The sequence below is a fragment of the Streptomyces sp. NPDC034049 genome (genome assembly GCF_055575575.1).
In genome coordinates this window covers 140,651-157,353 of sequence record NZ_JBVISJ010000015.1, presented here as the reverse complement: position 1 = coordinate 157,353, position 16,703 = coordinate 140,651, and the positions used below count along the sequence as shown (strand labels likewise).

Here is a 16,703-nt window from a genome sequence, read left to right as displayed (position 1 = left end):
GCAGGGCACATGGGGGTTCCCTTGGTGTGCGTCACGCGAAGTTCCTTTGGGCGAAAGCGAGTTGGCGAAGGTACGAAGGTCACTTGAGTCCGGAGGTGGCGACGCCGGCGACGAAGCCCCGCTGCACGATGAGGAACAACGCCAGCACCGGGACGACGTACATCACCGCGCCCGCGGCGACCAGGTTCCCCAGCTGTGCGCCCTGCTGGTTGACATAGCCGTAGGCGAGCTTGACCGCGAGGGTGGTGTGGGCGTCGTCCAGCAGCAGGGCGGGCGCGATCCAGTCGCCCCAGGTCCAGCTGAAGGACAGGATCAGGCTGGTGGCGACGACCGGCCAGGACTGCGGCAGGAAGATCCGCCAGAAGATGCGGATCTGCCCGCAGCCGTCGACGATCGCGGCCTCCTCCAGTTCCTTGGGCATGTTCGAGAAGAACTGCCGGAAGAGGAAGATCAGATACGGGGCTCCGCACAGGCCCCACAGCACCCACGGCATGTAGGTGTTGGTCAGATGGGCCTTGGCGAACAGCAGGTAGGTCGGGATGAGGGTGAGGACCTGCGGCAGCATCATCGTCGACAGCAGCACGGAGAAGATCACCCGCTTGCCGGGCGCGTCGAGGCGGGCGAATCCGTACCCCGCCCACGCGGAGGCCAGGGTGACCAGCACGGCGTAGACCGTGGCGACCGTCAGGGAGTTGCGGGCGTAGCCGAGGTAGTCGAAGTGGGTCAGCGCTTCTTGGAAGTTGCTCAGGCTCGGGTGGTGCGGCCACCAGTGGACGGGCAGCGCGCGCAGTTCGGAGGGCGCCTTCAGGGCGGTGTTCAGCAGCCAGCCGAACGGGCCGAGGAAGAGGACGAGGGCACCGACCAGCAGCATGTAGACGGCACTTCTGCGGGGGAACACCATCATTTGCCTCCGATCGTGCGCGGCTTGGACGGCTTGGCCGCCTCCGGGGCGACGGAATAGAACACCGCGCCCTTACTGAGTCTGAAGACGAGGAACGTCACCGCGACGATGATCAGGAAGAGCACCCAGAGCATCGCGGAGGCGTATCCGTACCGGCCGTTGGCGAAGTACTGGGCGAACACCTGGATCATGAAAAGGGAGTTGCCCTCGGGTACGGCCGTGACGCCCCTGGGAGTGGGGTCGAGAGAGATCAGCAGCGGCAGGAAGCTCTGTACGGCGGCGATGATGCCGGTGATGACCTGGAAGAACAGCACCGGGGAGAGCAGCGGCAGGGTGATCCTGGTGAAGGACTGCCAGGCGTTCGCGCCGTCCATACGGGCGGCCTCGTGCATCTCCTTGGGGATGTCCTGGAGCCCCGCCAGCGAGATGATCATGCAGTTGCCCGCGCCCCACAGGGTCAGGGTGACCAGGACCCAGCGTGCGTAGGGGTCCATCAGCCAGCTCACGCCGTCGATGTTCAGGGCGTCCAGGGCTCCGTTGGCCGCGCCCGAGTCCCGGTCGAAGATCAGCTTGAAGGTGAGGGCGGCGCCGACCGGCGGGACGATCGCCGGCAGATACAGCAGGGTACGGAACAGGCCGCGGGCCCGGATCGGCTGGTTGACCAGCACCGCGAGCAGGATGCCGGCCACGATGGTGAGCGGCACGGTGATCACGGTGAAGACGCCGGTGCGGGCCAGGGAGGACAACGTCTCCGGGTCGGAGAGGACCTGCCGGTAGTTGTCCAGGCCGACGAAGCGGGAGTTGTTCGACAGACCGTCGGAGTTGGTCAGGCTCAGCCACAGCGCGTAGCCGAGCGGGAAGGCCGTCAGGGCCAGGAAGCCCACCACCCAGGGGCCGGCGAACACATAGAAGGACCAGGCGCGACGGGTGGTCAGCGAGCGGGCTCTGCGACCGGCGTGCGCGCCGGTGCGGGGCCCGGGCCGGGCGGCCGTCTCCCCGGAGGGGGACGGCGCGCCCGGCGCGGTGATCTGTTCGGTGCTCACCCCACGAGCTCCTTGCCCTGGGCGAGCTGCTCGTTCATACGGGAGGTGAGCTGGTCGGCGACCTTGCCGGCGGAGGTCCCGGCCTTCACGGCGCCCGGCAGCACCTTGTTCAGCACGCCCTCCAGGGCGGCCTGCTGGGCGTAGGGGGTGAAGCTGATGACGGAGAAGTGCGGCAGCTCCTGTTCCTGCACCGCGAAGGCCTGCTTCTGGAAGTCGGTGGTCTGCGGCATCTTCCCGCGCAGCGACTTCAGGGACGGTATGCCCCAGCCGCTGGCCGCCCGGTCCTGGGCGGGCTTGCCGCCGAAGTACCACTCGAAGAACTTCCAGGCGGCGTCCTTGTTCTTGGCGTCCCTGGGGATCCAGAAGCCGGTGGCGCCGAAGCAGGAGCTGACGCGGTTGGCGCCGAGCTGCGGGGCGGGCGCGAAGCGGGAGACGCCGGCGAGCTTGGGGTCGCCGCCGATCAGTCCGCCGAACCAGTAGCCGTTGCAGCTCATCGCCATCCGGTTGGCCTGGTAGGTCGGGCCGTCCCAGCCGTCCGGGTTGGGGTTGACGACGCTCGGGCCTATGTCCGCCTTCGCGTAGTCCAGGTACCACCGCAGGGCCTTCAGCGCCTCCGGGGAGGAGAAGTCCACCGTGGCCAGGTCCTCGGCGAAGAGGCTGCCGCCGGCGGAGGCGGTCATGCCCATGAGCTGTGGGAAGACGCCCATGCCGGTGGCGTTCAGGCCGTACACCTTGACCTTGCCGAGGCGGCGCTTGACCAGCTTCTGGCCCAGGTCGAGCCACTCGTCGTAGGAGATCGGCTTCGTCTCGCTCGGGGCGTCCAGCTTCGCGGCCTCGAAGAGGTCGGTGCGGTACCAGAACATGGAGTCCTGGGAGTAGTCCTTCGCCATGCCGAAGCGCGGTCCGGCACCCTGCTTCTTGCCGTCGTAGCGCCACACGTCGTTGACCGGGTCGAGGTCGGAGGGGTTGAGCACGGAACTCTTGGCGAAGTACGGGTCCAGGTCCGTCATCAGGCCGCGGGCGGCGAAGTAGGGGGTCTCGGTGGCGCCGAAGCCGCGGACCACGTCCGGCGGGTTCTTCGCGGCCAGCATGGCGTTGAGCTTGGTGGCGTCCCAGATGATGACGTTGAGGTTCATCCCCAGCGCCTCTTCGGCGGCCTTGAGGCCCTTCTTGTCCCACTCGTTGTCCACCGTCATCACGGTGAGCGTCGTCTTGCCGCCGCCCGATCCGTTCGTGCCGTTGCTGACAGAGCCGGCGCAGGCGGACAGACCGGTCGCGGCGAGCGCGGTGCCGGCGGAGACGGCGAGGAAGCTCCGTCTGTCGAGAGAGGTCGACTTTGACATGGGCATGCTAATGAGCCTTTCGTGCGTGACGTACGCGGGTGCGGGACGTACGGCGGCTGCGGGAACGTACTGCGGGGCCGAGGCGGCGCGTGGGGTTGCCGCGAGAAACGAACGGGGCACGGCGTCCGGCGGATCACCGGCTCGCTCGGTGGTGGCGCGAGATGCCCGGACCGGGCGCGACCGTCTGCGTGGACGGGTGCGCGGGACCGGTGCCGGGGAACCGCTGGTGCGACGGTGGTCGCGTCCGCGGTGAGCCCGGGGACGGCTCCTCGGCTCAGTTGACTGCACGTCAACATGGCCGACATCTAACTGTGGCGATATGACCGATTTCTGGGGCTCTGCTCAGACTTATCGCTTATTTCCGTCTGAGGAAACCGGTTGACTGAAACTTTCGCGAACGTTAGGTTGCGTCGCCAGAAGGTGTCAAGAGGTTGTATCGAGTCACCCTCGGTCCGCGACAGCGGAGCAGGGCGATACCCACCGGAGAGGGGGAACACGTGCCGGAACAACCCGTCAGGGCCAGGCTCGTGGATGTGGCACACGCGGCCGGGGTCTCCAAGGCCACCGTGTCGAAGGTGCTCAACGGCCGACAGGACCTGTCCGTACGGCCCGAGACGCGCCGCCGTGTCCACGAGGCCGCCGAGGCACTCGGCTACCGCCCCCACTCCGGGGCCCGGGCCCTGGCCGGCGCCAGTACCCACGCACTGGCCCTGCTGGTCCCCGCCCTCGGCAACCCCACCTACGTCACCATCGCCCGCGGCGCCTACCAGCGGGCCCGCGAGCTGGGATATCTCTCCCTGCTGGCGGAGGACTTCGACGGCCAGGAGGCCGACGACTCCTTCAACGACCTGGTGCAGGAGGGCAGGGTCGACGGGCTGCTCATCGCCTCGGCCCGCCCCGGCCACCCCCTGCTGGAGACCCTCAGCCACAGCCCGGTCCCCCACGTCTTCCTCAACCGCTCCGTGCAGGGGTCCGGCCGCAACGTCACCATGGACGTCGCCCGTTCGAGCGTGACCGCGCTCGACCACCTGCACGGCCTCGGTCACCGCAGGATCGGCCACATAGCGGGTCCCCCCGGGATCACCCCCAGCGAGGTCCGCAAGCAGGCGTTCCAGCGGCACGCCGACGCCCTGGGGCTGGACGCGGCCCCGATCGCGTCCGGGGACTTCACCGAGGACGGCGGCGGCGCCGCCGCGCGGGAGCTGCTGCGTCCCGCCGTCGGCAGTGCGCACCCGCCGGTCACCGCCGTCTACACCAGCTCCCTCGCCCAGGCGATAGGCGCCATGGCCGCCATCAGGAACCTCGGCCTGCGGATCCCGGAGGACGTCTCCGTGGTCGGCAACGACGACCTGCCCGTGGCCGCGCATCTCCATCCCCCGCTGACCACCGTCGCGATGCCGCTGTACGAGCTGGGGACCGCTGCCGTGGACTCCTTGGTGGCCACCATCGAGAACAGACCGGTGGGAGACGTCGTCGTGCCCACCGAGCCTCGGCTGGTGCTGCGCGGCTCCACGGCCGGACCGGCAGAACCAGGGGAAACACCATGACCGTCGCCGCCGCACCGGCCCGTTTCAGCGGCCGTACGGCCCTGCTCACCGGCGCCGGCTCCGGCATCGGGGCGGCCACCGCCCGACGGCTGGCCGCCGAGGGCGCGTCCGTCCTCGTCACCGACGTGGACGCCGAGGCCGCCCGGCGCGTGACCGAGGACATCCGCGCGAGCGGTGGGCGGGCACAGGACCGGCCCCTCGACGTGACCTCTCCCGGTCAGTGGGCCACGGCCATCGCCGCGGCCGAGTCCTGGACCGGGCGCCTCGATGTGCTCCACCTCAATGTGGGCCGCAACGTGCCCGGAGCGGCACACGAACTCGGCGACGACTCCTGGCACGACCAGCTGCGGCTCTGCCTCGACTCCGTGTTCTACGGCGTCCGGGCCGGGGTGCCGCTCCTCGGGACGGCCTCGGGCGCGGTGGTCATCACCTCGTCCGTGCACGCGGCCATCGGCTTCAGGGGCTTTCCCGCCTACGCGGCCGCCAAGGGCGGGATCGACGCCCTCGTACGCCAGTTGGCCGTCGAGTACGGGGGGCGGATCAGGTTCAACTCCGTCCTGCCCGGAGCCGTGATGACCGCGCTGTGGGCCCACACACCCCAGGAGTACAAAACACAGACCGTCGCGCGCACACCGGTCGGCAGGCTCGGTGCCCCCGAGGACATCGCCGCCGCCGTGGCCTTCCTCGCCTCCGACGACGCCTCCTTCATCACCGGCCAGAACCTGCTCGTGGACGGCGGCCGCAGCATCGACTCCCAGGAGTAGTCCGCCCCGGCCGCCGGGCTCGGCACTCCTGTGGCCGCGGGCGGCGATCCCTCGCGCCTGCTCTCGACGACCACGCACCGCCCCAACCACCTACCGCCCCACCACGCACGCCCCACCCACCTACTGCCCCACCCCCCCTCGCCACCACGCCCCGCTCATCCATCTCGCCCCGCGCCTCGGCCCCGCACCGGGCCGTACACAGCACTGGACCCGGAGGTCCATCCCATGAAGATCACTGGATTCGAACTCTTCCTCGTCGAACCGCGCTGGCTCTTCCTGCGTGTCGACACCGACGAGGGAATCTCCGGCTGGGGCGAGCCCATAGTCGAGGGCAAGGCCCACACGGTCGCCCGCTGCGTCGAGGAGATGTTCGACTACCTGCTCGGCCAGGACCCCGCCCGCATCGAGGAGCACTGGCAGGTGCTCGCCAAGAGCGGCTTCTATCGCGGCGGAGTCGTCCTGAACAGCGCCCTGGCCGGAATCGACCAGGCGTTGTGGGACATCGCGGGCAAGACGCACGGCGTCCCGGTCCATCAGCTCCTCGGCGGCCATGTGCGCGACCGGGTCCGCGTCTACGGCTGGGTCGGCGGCGAGACTCCCGAGGAGTTGGCCGAGTCGGCCGCCGAGCAGGTCGCCAAGGGCATGACGGCGGTCAAGCTCAACCCCTGCGGCCAGTTGGAGCCGCTCGCGGCACCCGCCGCGATCAACGCCATCGTGGACGGAGTGGCCGCGGTCCGCGAGGCCATCGGACCGGAGCGCGACCTGGCGCTGGACTTCCACGGCCGGTTCAGCGGGGCGATGTCCCGCCGTGTGCTGCCCCACCTCGAACCGCTCCTGCCGCTCTTCGTCGAGGAGCCCGTGCTCCCGGAGTTCTCCCAGGACCTCGGCGCCGTGGTGCGCTCCACCTCGATCCCCATCGCCACGGGCGAACGGCTGTACTCCCGCTGGGACTTCCGCTCGGTTCTCTCCGACGGCATCGCCGTGGCCCAGCCCGACATCAGCCACGCCGGCGGCATCTCCGAGAGCCGCCGGATCGCCGCGATGGCGGAGGCGTACGACGTCATGGTGGCACCGCACTGCCCGCTCGGCCCGATCGCCCTCGCGGCCAGTCTGCAGCTCGACTTCGCCATCCCCAACTTCCTCATCCAGGAACAGGCATTGGGCATCGGCTACGGGGACAGCAGCGGACTGCTGGGCTACCTCGCCGACACGACGCCGTTCACGTTCCGCGACGGCTACATCGACCGGCCCACCGCACCCGGCCTCGGCATCACCATCGACGAGGACGCGGTCCGGGCCGCCGCCGAACGCGGCCACCGTTGGCGCAACCCGGTCTGGCGCAACACGGACGGCTCACTGGCCTCCTGGTAGGCCGGGTGCCCGGGCACCCGGGTACGCCGGGCAGGCCGGCCGGGCTCCGGCTGGGGTTCGCCTCGCGCGTCTCCGGCCGGGGCTGCGCCTCCGAGCACCGAGCGGGCGGGGGTGCCGGGTCGGCTGGTGTCGAAGGCGCGGGGTTCGGGAGACCTCGGCGGCCACGTCCAGGCACCGGTCGTTCAGCTACGTCCTGGCGATCTCTTGCCGAAGCTGTCGGGTGAAGTGGCGCAGGAGTTCCTCCGTCTCCCTGTGCTCGGTCCTGCGATCGGCACGGCCCTCGCTGGGCCGGGAGTTCCAGACCCGGCGGGCGAGAGCGTCGGCGAGGGCGACGGTGTCTTCGGCGCACAGGAGGGAGAGGGTTGACCGGGCTTCCTGCACGCCCGCCAGTTCATCGGCCCCGGCCCCGGCGCCGTCGTCGCTGAGCCGTGCCGGCGCTGTGTGTCGGCGCGGTCCCGGTCCCGGTCGGGGGCAGAGCCGGTGCGGCAGCTGGGTGGAGCGGGGTGCCGCCGCACCGGGATGCGTCACAGCGCGGTGAACGTCCACAGCAGGTTGGTGCTGTTGTCGAAGCGCCACTGCTTGGCGTTGGATCCGGAGGCGACGTTGCCGCCGCCGTCCAGTGCCATGACCGTGGTGCGGTTGGTGAGGGGGTAGCGGCCGTCGCCACGGTGCCGTTGGCGCGGTTCTCCACCTTGCCTGATGGAGGTCAGACGGCTGCTGGAGCCCGTCGCCACCGCACTGGCCGCCACCCGGATCTCCGACGAGGACCTGGTCGCGGGCGCGCATCCGCCGCGGACTGGTGGACGCCCGTGCCGCCGACCCGACCCTCGCGGAGCACCAGGCGATCTTCGAGGCCTCTCCGGCCGCGACGCCGCCCTCAGCAAGGCCGCCGCCCTGCTGCACGTCAGCAACACCGAACAATGGCTGCGGGAGCACGTCCAGACGACGCCTCCATGCCCGACGCGCCGCCGACGGAGAGCCACGTCGTACGACGGTGAGTCCTGGCTACGGCGTGGGCGGCAGCCGGTAGACGGAGACATGAGAACGCGACTCGGCGGTGAACTCGGCGCCGGACCAGTCCGCATGCCTGCTCTCCAGCTCGAAGCCGGCGAGCTGGGCCATCAGATCGAGTTCGGACGGCCAGACGTAGCGGTGAGGGCTGCGGAACAGCCGGGTCTGCCCGGTCTCGTCGAACGAGAAGTGGTGCGACACCACCTGCTGACGCAGGACGTCGTAGGTGCCCACATTGACGTAGCCGGGTTCGGACCGCTGGACGACCCCTGGTTGCCCCGGCGGGAGCCTGCGCAGATCGGGTACGCCGAGCTCGACCACGAAACGCCCGCCGGCGGTGAGGTGGCGGGCGGCGTTGCGGAAGCAGTCGACCTGCTCGGCCTGGGTGAGCAGGTTGGAGAGCGTGTTGTAGACGAGGTAGACCAGGCTGTACTGGCCGGGGGCGACCGTGGTCGCCATGTCGCCGATGATCACGGGAAGGGTCGCTTCGTCAGCCTTGGCCCGCAGTTGCTCCACCATCGGCCGAGACAACTCGATCCCGGTGACCGGTACGCCCCGCCGTGCGAGAGGGACGGCCACACGACCGGTACCGACAGCGAACTCAACTGCCGCTCCCCCGCCCGCCAATGCGGCGAGGCGCTCCACGGCCGGCCCCACGACGTCGGGCGCGAACATCCCGGTACCGGGCGTGTCATAGCTCTGGGCGACGTCAGCGTCCCAGATCATCTCCTGATCCATTCAGTCAACGCTCCCCACTGACGCACCCACTGTCCAACGAATTTCCGCGCCGCCTCCTGTACGACGGCCGCCGGCCCCCTCGACTCGCGGTCTGCGGCACGCAGGACTCAAGGGGCCACGTACGTAAGCCCGTTCAGCGCTTGCGGTCCGTGGGCTCGGACGGGGGGGCGGAGGTGGAGGTGGGGAAGGACGTGGCCGCCAGGCCGGCGAGGAGTTTGAGGCGCTCTTCGGACGTGGTGCCCCGGTTCCGCCGTGTAGATGTTCAGGTCGTGCGGGGCCCTCGGAGACAGGGGCAGGTCCAGGGACTGGTAGGTCAGCTCCAGCAGGCCGACCTCGGGGTGCCGCAGCCCTTTGACGCCCTCGTGGCGGATGCGGACGTCGTGCGGCCCACATGGTGCGGAACTCGGCCGGGCGGCACGGGCCAGGTCGAACGGGTAGGTGCGCTCGTCCTCGTCCAGTTGCAGGGCGGTGGCGACCGCGGCCAGCACCTCTTCGGAGACCCCGGTGATGTGGCCCTTCTCGAGCCGGGTGTACCACTCGGTGCTCGCCCCGGCGAGCACGGTGACACGTCCCACGGGCGTCCCAGCGCCCGTGGAACGTCCCAGGCAGCAGCGGCCACGGCGTCCCACCGTCCCCCGGGCCCCGGATCTCCTTGCCGGAAAGGATCATCGTCGGCAATGTCTGTTGCCCACCGGGCCTCTCCGCGATCACCGGAGACAGGGACCCGTGGCATCTCATCGACAGAAGGAAGCAGACATGCGCCTTTCCCTCAGCAAGCGCACTTTCGCCATGGTCGGCGCCATGGTCGCCGGTTCGGCGATCTTCGCCGCGCCCCAGGCCCACGCCGACTCCTACAAGGGATGCGTGTACCCTCGCGTCTGCTTCTATCTGACCGCCGCCGACTGGGAGGCGCAGTCGCCGACCGCCGCGTACCAGGACGTCACCAGCTCCTACCAGAACCTGGGATCGCGGAGCCGGGGCTCGGCCTACGTGTTCAACACCCGCAACGACGACCGGGTGATGCTCAGGTACCTCCGCAACGGCGTGACCGGCTACGAATGCATCGAGCCGAGCACGGGACGCCAGTATCCCTCCTACTTCACCGTGACCGGCGTCATGATCCAGAGCGCTTCCAGCTGCGACTGACGCTCAGGGAGGCTCTCAGGAGCAGTCGTACGTGAAGCGGGTGCCGGCCGTGTGCGGGTCCGCGGTGAGGATGCGCAGTTCGGCCCGGGCCGTGCGGTGGCCCTTGCCCTGGAAGGTCCACCGCAGGTGCACGCGTGCCTGACGCTGCCCCCGGACCATCACCTCTTCCAGGACGCCCGAGCGGGTCCCGTCGCTGCGGATCCAGCGGTACGAGAGCGTGCCCGGACGGCCGTTCGTCGCGACGACGGCGACGATGTCCGCGGTGCTGTCGCACCCCAGGACCGTGGGCCGGGCCGTGACCGTCACCGTGTCGACCTCGAGAGGCGGTCCGAGCCGCTGCCAGGCGAGGAACGCGAGGACGCACAGGAGCACCAGGACGGGCAGGGCATGTCGGCGCAGCCGTCGGCGCCGGGGTGCGGGGGTGGGCGGCAGGGCGGGGAGCGTGCGGTGGGTTCGCTGTGCGACGACGTTGGTCACGCCCGGGCCGAAGCGCAGCAGCGTGCCGTCGACGCGGTCGGGCGGGGTGAACCCGTTCACCGCGGCTGCGGCGGGCTGTTCGACGGTGTTCTCGGCGAGGGTCGCCTCGGCGAGGGTGTCGTCGGTCTCGGGTCTCTGGATCCAGTGGCTGGCCAGCACGGTGGCGCTGTACTCGGCGTACTCCGCGTGCTCGACGTCGGCCGCGTCCGTCTCGGCGGGGACGCGGTCCTCCACGGGGCCGAGGTGGAGGGGGGCGGCGGGACCCGGGTGCACGGTGGCGGCAGGACCCGGGTGCACGGTGGCGGCAGGACCCGGGTGCACGGTGGCGGCAGGACCCAGTTGCACGGTGGCGGCGGGGCCTAGGTGCATGGTGGGGGCCGACTCTCCGGCGGTCGGAAGAACCTGGGTGGGTTCGCCGGCTCCGGTGTGCTCCGGCACCTGCGTGACCATGTCGTCGATGCCCTCCACCAGCGTCACCGAGTCCGGCAGCATCATCGTGGGCTCGTCAGCCGCAGCCGTCGCGGGCGTGCTGTCGTCGTTCTGCGTGCTCATCGGATATCACACCGTCTGGTCAGAAGCTGCTGCGAGGCGCCGCCGTCGGCGGAGGTCGGGGTGGTCGTGGCCTGCACCGCCCAGTAGCAGCCGGTGCTGAGGAAGGCGTGGTCGACGGTGAGTGTGTACTGGGTGGCGCCGCTGCGTTCGAAGGTCTGGGACGTGCCGTCCGGGGCGCCGAGTTGTCCCCTCGAGTCGCCCGCGAACCACGAGACGGTGAGGGAGATCGGTCCGGTGCCGTCCGTGACGATGCCGATGGTCGCCGTGGCGGTCGCCGGACCCGTCTGCCGGAAGCCCGAGACCGTCACGTCCTTGACGGCGGGGGCGGTGACCGGGGCCGGGGAGGTGGTCGTCGGCGCCGGAGTGGTGGTCGCCCCGCCGGGCTCGGTCGTCTCCGTGGTCCCGCCCGTGGTCCCGTCCGTCGTGGCGGACGAGGGTTCGTCGGTGGGGGTGGGGACGGCGTCCGAGGGCGACAGGGTGGGTGACGGCGACTCACTGGCCGAGTCGGAGGGCGTCGGGGACGGGGAGGCGGAGCCCGTCGGGGACGGCGGCGCCGCCGTGTCCGTACTCGCATCGGCGCTGGTGGTGGCAAGGGCCTGGGCCACCTGACCGGTGTCGTCTCCGGGGGTGTGCTGGAGTCCGAAGGTGAGGACGGCTCCGAGGAGCAGCGCGGCACCGGAGACGAGCATGCCGGAGCGGCCAGGCAGCCACGCCTGGGCGCCGCCGCGGCCGGGTTCCGGGTGCAGGACGGTGCGGGCGGTGTCCGTGGTGGTTCGAGGGGTGCTGCGGGCCGAGGGCAACAGCAACGGCAGCAGGGCCACCAGCGCGGCGAGCCGGCCACGGCCGCGTTCCTCCCATTCGGGCCCGTAGCCCGCGAGGGCGGCCGCCTCCAGTTCCCTGACGAACGCCTCGGCCTCCGCGGGCCGTTCCTCCGGATCCTTCGCCAGACCCCGGCGTACCAGCTCACGCACCGCCTCCGGCACCTCGTCGGCGGGCACGGGTGCGTCGACGTGCTGCAACGCGAGCGCCGCGAGGTTGTCGCCGCGGTACGGCTTGTGGCCTGTCAGGCATTCGAAGAAGGTGGCGGCGGCCGCGTACACGTCGGCGGCGGGAGAGGCGGGCGCTCCGGTCCACTGCTCCGGGGCCATGTAGGAGGGGGTTCCGGCCACACCCGCGCTGGTGCCCGCGTCCACCGCGATGCCGAAGTCGACCAGCTTGGAGGATCCGTCCGGTGCGACGAGGACGTTCTCCGGCTTGTAGTCACGGTGGACGACGCCCACGCGGTGCGCGTCCGCCAGCCCGAGCAGTGATCCCTTGAGGATGACGAGCGCGGCCTCGGGACCGAGCGGGTCCTCCCGCTTGAGTACGGCGCGCAGCGAGACCCCGTCCACCAGCTCCATCACGATGGCGGCGCCGTCCGGGCCCTCCACGTACTCGTACAGCTCGGTGACGAAGGGGCTCTCCAGCCCGCCGAGCAGCCGCGCCTCGGTGCGGAAGTCACGTACGAACCCCGGTCGGGTGCGCAGGGACTCGCTGAGGTACTTGACGGCCACCGGCACGCCGGTCTCCTCGTGCACGGCGAGGACCACCCGCCCGCTCGCCCCCGACCCGAGCTCGGACGACTCGGTGTATCCGGGCAATGTCCATGTGTTCATTCCAGCCCCCCAAGACCGCCGTGCGCCGAAGCCCCACCTCTCTGGCGAATCGCCGCGCCGCGCGATGAGAGACACATTTTCAGCCACTGCGGTTGCGGTGCGCCATCCTCTGCGGAGCGACTTCCTCTGAGGACCGCCTTCCTCTGCGGAGCGCCTTCCCCTGCGGCACGCGGTCCTCGCGTACGTGCGACCGCGCTACGACAGCGGATGTACGGTGGGCCTGCTCGTGCTGCGAAGGCTTCGTCTGGTTCCCCGGCCAGCTGTCTGCCGGCAGCTGCTCCCGCAGCGGCGCGTCCGTGATGCTGGGGTGCCGGGCGACCCCTCGGCGTATGCAGGACTCGGTACCGGCGGCGAGTTGCTGAAGGTGCGGCACGGGAAGTTCCGAGCCCCGGACAGCTGGGGTGAGCGGGGTTCGCCATGCGTCGAACCTAGTCACCCACGCGCGTGCTCCTCGCGTGTGATCGCGTAGACGCGCACTCGCCTGCCGTGCGAGGGCACCGTCGTCTCGCGGTCCAGGTGCATGTCGAGTTTGCGCATGACGGACTCGGAGGCGGTGTTGTCGATGTTGCAGATGCTCAGGATCCGTTCCAGGCCGACTCTGTCGAAGGCGTGCTCCAGAACGGAGCGGGCAGCCTCTGTGGCGATGCCGTGTCCCCAGAACCGGCGCGCGAGACGCCAGCCGATCTCGACGGCGGGAAGGACCTCGGGCAGGAAGTTCGGAACGGCGGTGCCCGTCCAGCCCGTCAACTCACCGGTCTCGCGCAGTTCGACGGCGAACAAACCGTGCCCCTGCTCCTCGCCATCGGCCCGTATCCGGGTCAGCCATGCCGCCGTCTCGTCCCTCGTACGTACGGAGCCGTCGCCGATGTACCGCATCACCTCCGGGTCCGCGTGCATCTCGGCGAGCAGGTCGAGGTCGTCGTCGCGCCAGGGCCGCAACCGCAGCCGGGCAGTGAGGAGTTCGGGCACGGCGCATCATCGCACGCGATCGGAACAGGTGCCGGAGCCTCCGACCGGCCGGTCGGAACGGGGCCCGCTCCACCCCCCGGCACCGGTTCGGCCGGCCTTCCCACCTCACCGGGCCAGGTGCTCCAGTGGTGGGCGCGGTGTCAGGAGGCGGCTCGAAGGGTGACCTCGTCGGCGGTGGCGAGGCGGTCGGTGCCGTCGTCGGTCACATGGCCGAGGATGACCAGCCCGTCGGAGTAGGGGAAGTCGCGGTAGAAGCTGGCCAGGTTGCCCCAGGGCGCGTAGTAGGCCAGGTCACCGGCCTTCGCTTCGGCTCCGGTCGGGGCTCCCGAGGTGGACAGCCGACGGGACAGGTCGGCGATTCTCTCCGTCTCGTGGAAGTCGCTCAGGTTCAGGGTGAGTGGGAGGAGAGCGGCGAAGTCGCGCGCGGCGACGCCGGTCGTTCAGGGTTCCGGCGACGGCTTTGCCGCCGATGGTGAGCTCGATGTCCATGGCGGTCGTCCTGCCTGAGGTCGTGGTCGGTGACGGGCCCGAAGTCGTCCTCCGCGTCGACGGCGCGGAAGCGGCCCGAGACGGGGAGGACGACGGCTCTTCGCCCGTGGACGCGGTCACGGCCAGCAGCAGGGCCGCGGCCGGGACGGCGCGGACGAGAGCGCGTGCGGGAAGCGGGATCAAGGAGCGTCCAGGGGGTCGGGCGGGGAGGGGCTCGGCGTAGTGGCGGAAGCCGGCCCGCTCGCGGTGGATGGCGTCGTCCTCACCACCTCGATCGCCAACGTCATCGGCCTGGTGGACACCAGCGTCTTTGCGGCCGGCAAGGCGGCGCTGCGCTCGATGGCCCGCACCTTCTCCCGCGAGCTGCTTCCGCGAGGTATCCGTGTCAACGCGATCAGCCCGGGTCCCATCGACTCGGGGATCCTGGAAAGGACGAACCTGTCCGCAGAGGCCACCGAGCAGTTCAGGGCGGAGCGGACCGCGAGCAACCCCATGGGGCGTTACGGCACGGTCGAGGAGTTCGCCAAGGCGACCGCATTCCTCGCCTTCGATGCCACGTACACCACCGGCAGCGAGCTGGCCGTGGACGGCGGCGAAACCCAGCTCTGAACTCGCCCTGCCGCCCCGCCACGGGCGTAAGGCCCGCTACGACCGACCGAGAGACTTCCATCATGACCGTCGGGGGTTTATACGGAGGTCTTTTCGTGCGCTCAGCAGACCTGATACTGATCACGCAGACGCTGGTCACCGTTCATGGCGAGCATGTCGCGGTGCTCGGGATGCCAGCCCAGTTCCTGCGCGCGGACGGCACAGGGGCATACCCAGGGAGTTCTCCGGGCTGGAGTTCGGGGGCCTGCCGGACGAGGCGCAGCAGGCGATGCTGCAGGAACGGGCGGACCGGCCCCCGTTGCCGGACACGGATACGGGGCGCCGCCTGGGGCGTGGCCCTCGACGCGTTCCAGGCCCATGCCGTCGCGCACGGCTACGACCCGGAGGCCGAGATCCCCCGCGAGCCCTGAACGCGTCCCCGCACCGGTCGCCGGTAGACAGCCGCTGCTGCTCGCCGATGTCCTGGAAGGCGGGGTGAGATGGCGGGGGCGAGATGGCGGGGAGGGCGAGCCGGCGTCGAAGCGGACTGTCGTCGGGATGGCGCCCTCCGACACCGGTCTCGGGACTGGTGGGCCCGCATGTCCAGGAGTCGCGTACTCGCTGGAGCCGCCGGTCGATCGTCACCCTGTGTCAAGGCTCTGCGGCATGACGACCGTCACGGACACCGAGATACTCGTAGACGTCTGGCAGCGGCTTCTCGCTGACTTTCGCAAGTCGTGGGTGCTGTTCGAGCATGGCGCTTGTGTCGTGCTGACCGCTCCGGACGGGGAGTTTGCTGAACAGGCCGATTTGTTAACGTCAGCAGCGTGAACGGTTCTTCCCTGCCCGACAGGCGCGCCACGAGCGTCGTCGAATCCTGTCCGCTCGGTGCCACGACCACGCTCGCCGAACTCGCCCGGGACCCTCATCCGCGGCTGGCGCTGCTTCGTGCGCGGGAGCCGGTGTCCTGGGTCCCCGAGTTGGACGGCTGGCTGGTGACCCGTCGTGATCTCGCCCTCAGTGTGATGCGGGACGCCGCGACCTTCACCGTCGACGACCCCCGGTTCTCCACCGCGCAGATCGTCGGCCCCAGCATGCTGTCGCTCGACGGCGACCAGCACACCCGACACCGCGAGCCCTTCAACTCCCCCTTCCGTCCCCGGGCCGTGCATGACGGTTTTGCCGCGTTCATAGAGCGGGAGACCGACAGGCTCATCACCGGGCTGGAGCCGACGGGCGCCGTCGACCTGCGACGTGCCTTCGCCGGCCCCCTCGCGGTTGCGGTCGTGACCGAGGCACTGGGGCTGGTCGGCACCGACGGGGAGACGGTGCTCGCCTGGTACGACTCCATCGTGCAGTCGGTCTCGGACATAACCGCCGGCCACGAGGCGGGCCCCGCGGGTCTCGCGGCATATGCGCAGCTGAGAACCGCGGTGGAAGCCACCGTGGCCGACCGGCACGCTTCCTCTCTCCTCGTCTCGGCCGCCGGGCAGCTGACAGTGCCCGAGGTGGCATCCAATGCCGCCGTACTGATGTTCGGAGGCATCGAGACCACCGAAGCGATGATCACCAACGCGCTGCTGCACCTGTTGCGACACCCCGACCAACTCGCCCTTGTCCGGGCCAACTCCGATCTGCTGGACGGCGCGATCGAGGAATCCCTGCGCCTCGAACCCGGCGCGGCGGTCGTGGACCGCTACGCCACCCGTGACACCGTCCTCGGCCCGGCCACGATCCACCGTGGCGACCTGGTCACCGTCTCCCTTACGGGGGCCAACCGCGACCCGGCCGTCTTCCCCGACCCCGACCTGTTCGATGTCCGCCGCGAGAACGCGCGTCTGCAACTGGCCTTCGCACACGGCCCGCACTACTGCCTCGCGGCGCACCTCGCCCGCCTGGAGACCCGCATCGCCCTCCAGCGCCTACTCGAACGCCTCCCCGCCCTGCGCCTCGACCCCGGCCACCCCGCGGCCCCGTACGGCCTGGTCTTCCGCAAGCCCACCACCCTGCATGTGCGGTGGGACCAAACGGCCTGACCAACGACTCCGGAGGCGACTCCACACGGGTTCACATGTGTCGCACGGCAGGACCCCAGTACGCCGGGCGGTG

Annotated in this window: 17 protein-coding genes and 2 pseudogenes; 8 read left to right on the top strand and 11 right to left on the bottom strand. The window is 70.4% G+C overall.

Annotation, left to right across the window (positions count from 1 at the left end; translation table 11 throughout):
• Window positions 1-79 precede the first annotated feature (79 nt).
• The 3 genes from ACZ52C_RS33840 to ACZ52C_RS33830 are packed head-to-tail and all read right to left on the bottom strand — an operon-like array spanning window position 80 to window position 3,293.
• A complete protein-coding gene (locus ACZ52C_RS33840) occupies window positions 80-901 on the bottom strand; it encodes a carbohydrate ABC transporter permease (protein WP_469078426.1) in 822 nt (273 codons plus the stop codon).
• On the bottom strand, window positions 901-1,944 hold the full coding sequence (locus ACZ52C_RS33835; protein ID WP_469078357.1) for a carbohydrate ABC transporter permease: 1,044 nt from the start codon (window positions 1,942-1,944) through the stop codon (window positions 901-903). The genes ACZ52C_RS33840 and ACZ52C_RS33835 overlap by 1 nt, the downstream gene beginning before the upstream one ends.
• Complete coding sequence (locus tag ACZ52C_RS33830) at window positions 1,941-3,293, bottom strand: extracellular solute-binding protein (protein WP_469078356.1); 1,353 nt, start codon at window positions 3,291-3,293, stop codon at window positions 1,941-1,943. Before ACZ52C_RS33830 ends, ACZ52C_RS33835 begins: the two co-directional genes overlap by 4 nt.
• A 491-nt stretch (window positions 3,294-3,784) precedes the next feature.
• On the opposite strand from ACZ52C_RS33830, the gene ACZ52C_RS33825 reads away from it, so the two are divergent.
• The 3 genes from ACZ52C_RS33825 (at window position 3,785) to dgoD (ending at window position 6,969) form a co-directional block, all read left to right on the top strand.
• Window positions 3,785-4,834 (top strand): LacI family DNA-binding transcriptional regulator, encoded by a 1,050-nt coding sequence (locus ACZ52C_RS33825; protein ID WP_469078355.1) that lies wholly within the window; start codon window positions 3,785-3,787, stop codon window positions 4,832-4,834.
• Entirely contained in the window at window positions 4,831-5,598 is a 768-nt protein-coding gene (locus tag ACZ52C_RS33820; protein ID WP_469078354.1) for an SDR family NAD(P)-dependent oxidoreductase, read from the top strand. The genes ACZ52C_RS33825 and ACZ52C_RS33820 overlap by 4 nt, the downstream gene beginning before the upstream one ends.
• Before the next feature lie 225 nt (window positions 5,599-5,823).
• Window positions 5,824-6,969 (top strand): galactonate dehydratase, encoded by a 1,146-nt coding sequence (gene dgoD, locus ACZ52C_RS33815; RefSeq protein ID WP_469078353.1) that lies wholly within the window; start codon window positions 5,824-5,826, stop codon window positions 6,967-6,969.
• Between the two features lie 186 nt (window positions 6,970-7,155).
• Here dgoD and ACZ52C_RS33810 read toward each other — a convergent pair whose 3' ends face one another.
• Window positions 7,156-7,350, bottom strand: a complete 195-nt coding sequence (locus ACZ52C_RS33810; RefSeq protein ID WP_469078352.1) for a hypothetical protein — start codon at window positions 7,348-7,350, stop codon at window positions 7,156-7,158.
• A 143-nt stretch (window positions 7,351-7,493) separates the two neighbouring features.
• Window positions 7,494-7,718, bottom strand: a complete 225-nt coding sequence (locus ACZ52C_RS33805) for an RICIN domain-containing protein (RefSeq protein WP_469078430.1) — start codon at window positions 7,716-7,718, stop codon at window positions 7,494-7,496.
• Here ACZ52C_RS33805 and ACZ52C_RS33800 point away from each other — a divergent pair.
• Window positions 7,666-7,929 (top strand): annotated as a pseudogene (locus tag ACZ52C_RS33800) (GntR family transcriptional regulator); the annotation flags it as partial. The gene ACZ52C_RS33805 and the pseudogene ACZ52C_RS33800 sit on opposite strands and share 53 nt — an antisense overlap.
• 45 nt (window positions 7,930-7,974) lie before the next feature.
• On the opposite strand, the gene ACZ52C_RS33795 reads toward ACZ52C_RS33800, so the two are convergent.
• Together ACZ52C_RS33795 and ACZ52C_RS33790 are read right to left on the bottom strand one after the other, a co-directional pair.
• Window positions 7,975-8,718 (bottom strand): class I SAM-dependent DNA methyltransferase, encoded by a 744-nt coding sequence (locus ACZ52C_RS33795; protein WP_469078351.1) that lies wholly within the window; start codon window positions 8,716-8,718, stop codon window positions 7,975-7,977.
• Window positions 8,719-8,825: 107 nt separating this feature from the next.
• Entirely contained in the window at window positions 8,826-9,293 is a 468-nt protein-coding gene (locus tag ACZ52C_RS33790; protein WP_469078350.1) for a helix-turn-helix domain-containing protein, read from the bottom strand.
• 181 nt (window positions 9,294-9,474) lie between these two features.
• Between ACZ52C_RS33790 and ACZ52C_RS33785 the strand changes: the two genes are divergently transcribed.
• Window positions 9,475-9,864, top strand: a complete 390-nt coding sequence (locus ACZ52C_RS33785; protein WP_086801553.1) for a hypothetical protein — start codon at window positions 9,475-9,477, stop codon at window positions 9,862-9,864.
• 15 nt (window positions 9,865-9,879) lie between these two features.
• On the opposite strand, the gene ACZ52C_RS33780 is transcribed toward ACZ52C_RS33785, so the two are convergent.
• The 4 genes from ACZ52C_RS33780 to ACZ52C_RS33765 form a co-directional block, all read right to left on the bottom strand.
• Window positions 9,880-10,893, bottom strand: coding sequence for a hypothetical protein (locus ACZ52C_RS33780; RefSeq protein ID WP_469078349.1), 1,014 nt, complete (start codon window positions 10,891-10,893; stop codon window positions 9,880-9,882).
• Window positions 10,890-12,548, bottom strand: coding sequence for a serine/threonine-protein kinase (locus ACZ52C_RS33775; RefSeq protein WP_469078348.1), 1,659 nt, complete (start codon window positions 12,546-12,548; stop codon window positions 10,890-10,892). Before ACZ52C_RS33775 ends, ACZ52C_RS33780 begins: the two co-directional genes overlap by 4 nt.
• 432 nt (window positions 12,549-12,980) lie before the next feature.
• On the bottom strand, window positions 12,981-13,517 hold the full coding sequence (locus tag ACZ52C_RS33770) for a GNAT family N-acetyltransferase (protein WP_469078347.1): 537 nt from the start codon (window positions 13,515-13,517) through the stop codon (window positions 12,981-12,983).
• A gap of 140 nt (window positions 13,518-13,657) precedes the next feature.
• Complete coding sequence (locus tag ACZ52C_RS33765; RefSeq protein ID WP_469078425.1) at window positions 13,658-13,903, bottom strand: cyclophilin-like fold protein; 246 nt, start codon at window positions 13,901-13,903, stop codon at window positions 13,658-13,660.
• 355 nt (window positions 13,904-14,258) lie between these two features.
• On the opposite strand from ACZ52C_RS33765, the pseudogene ACZ52C_RS33760 reads away from it, so the two are divergent.
• The 3 genes and pseudogenes from ACZ52C_RS33760 to ACZ52C_RS33750 form a co-directional block, all read left to right on the top strand.
• Window positions 14,259-14,615 (top strand): annotated as a pseudogene (locus ACZ52C_RS33760) (SDR family oxidoreductase); the annotation flags it as partial.
• Between the two features lie 645 nt (window positions 14,616-15,260).
• The gene (locus ACZ52C_RS33755; protein ID WP_469078346.1) at window positions 15,261-15,425 is read left to right on the top strand and encodes a hypothetical protein; all 165 of its coding nucleotides are present in this window, start codon (window positions 15,261-15,263) and stop codon (window positions 15,423-15,425) included.
• Window positions 15,422-16,630, top strand: coding sequence for a cytochrome P450 (locus ACZ52C_RS33750; RefSeq protein WP_469078345.1), 1,209 nt, complete (start codon window positions 15,422-15,424; stop codon window positions 16,628-16,630). Before ACZ52C_RS33755 ends, ACZ52C_RS33750 begins: the two co-directional genes overlap by 4 nt.
• Window positions 16,631-16,703: the final 73 nt, after the last annotated feature.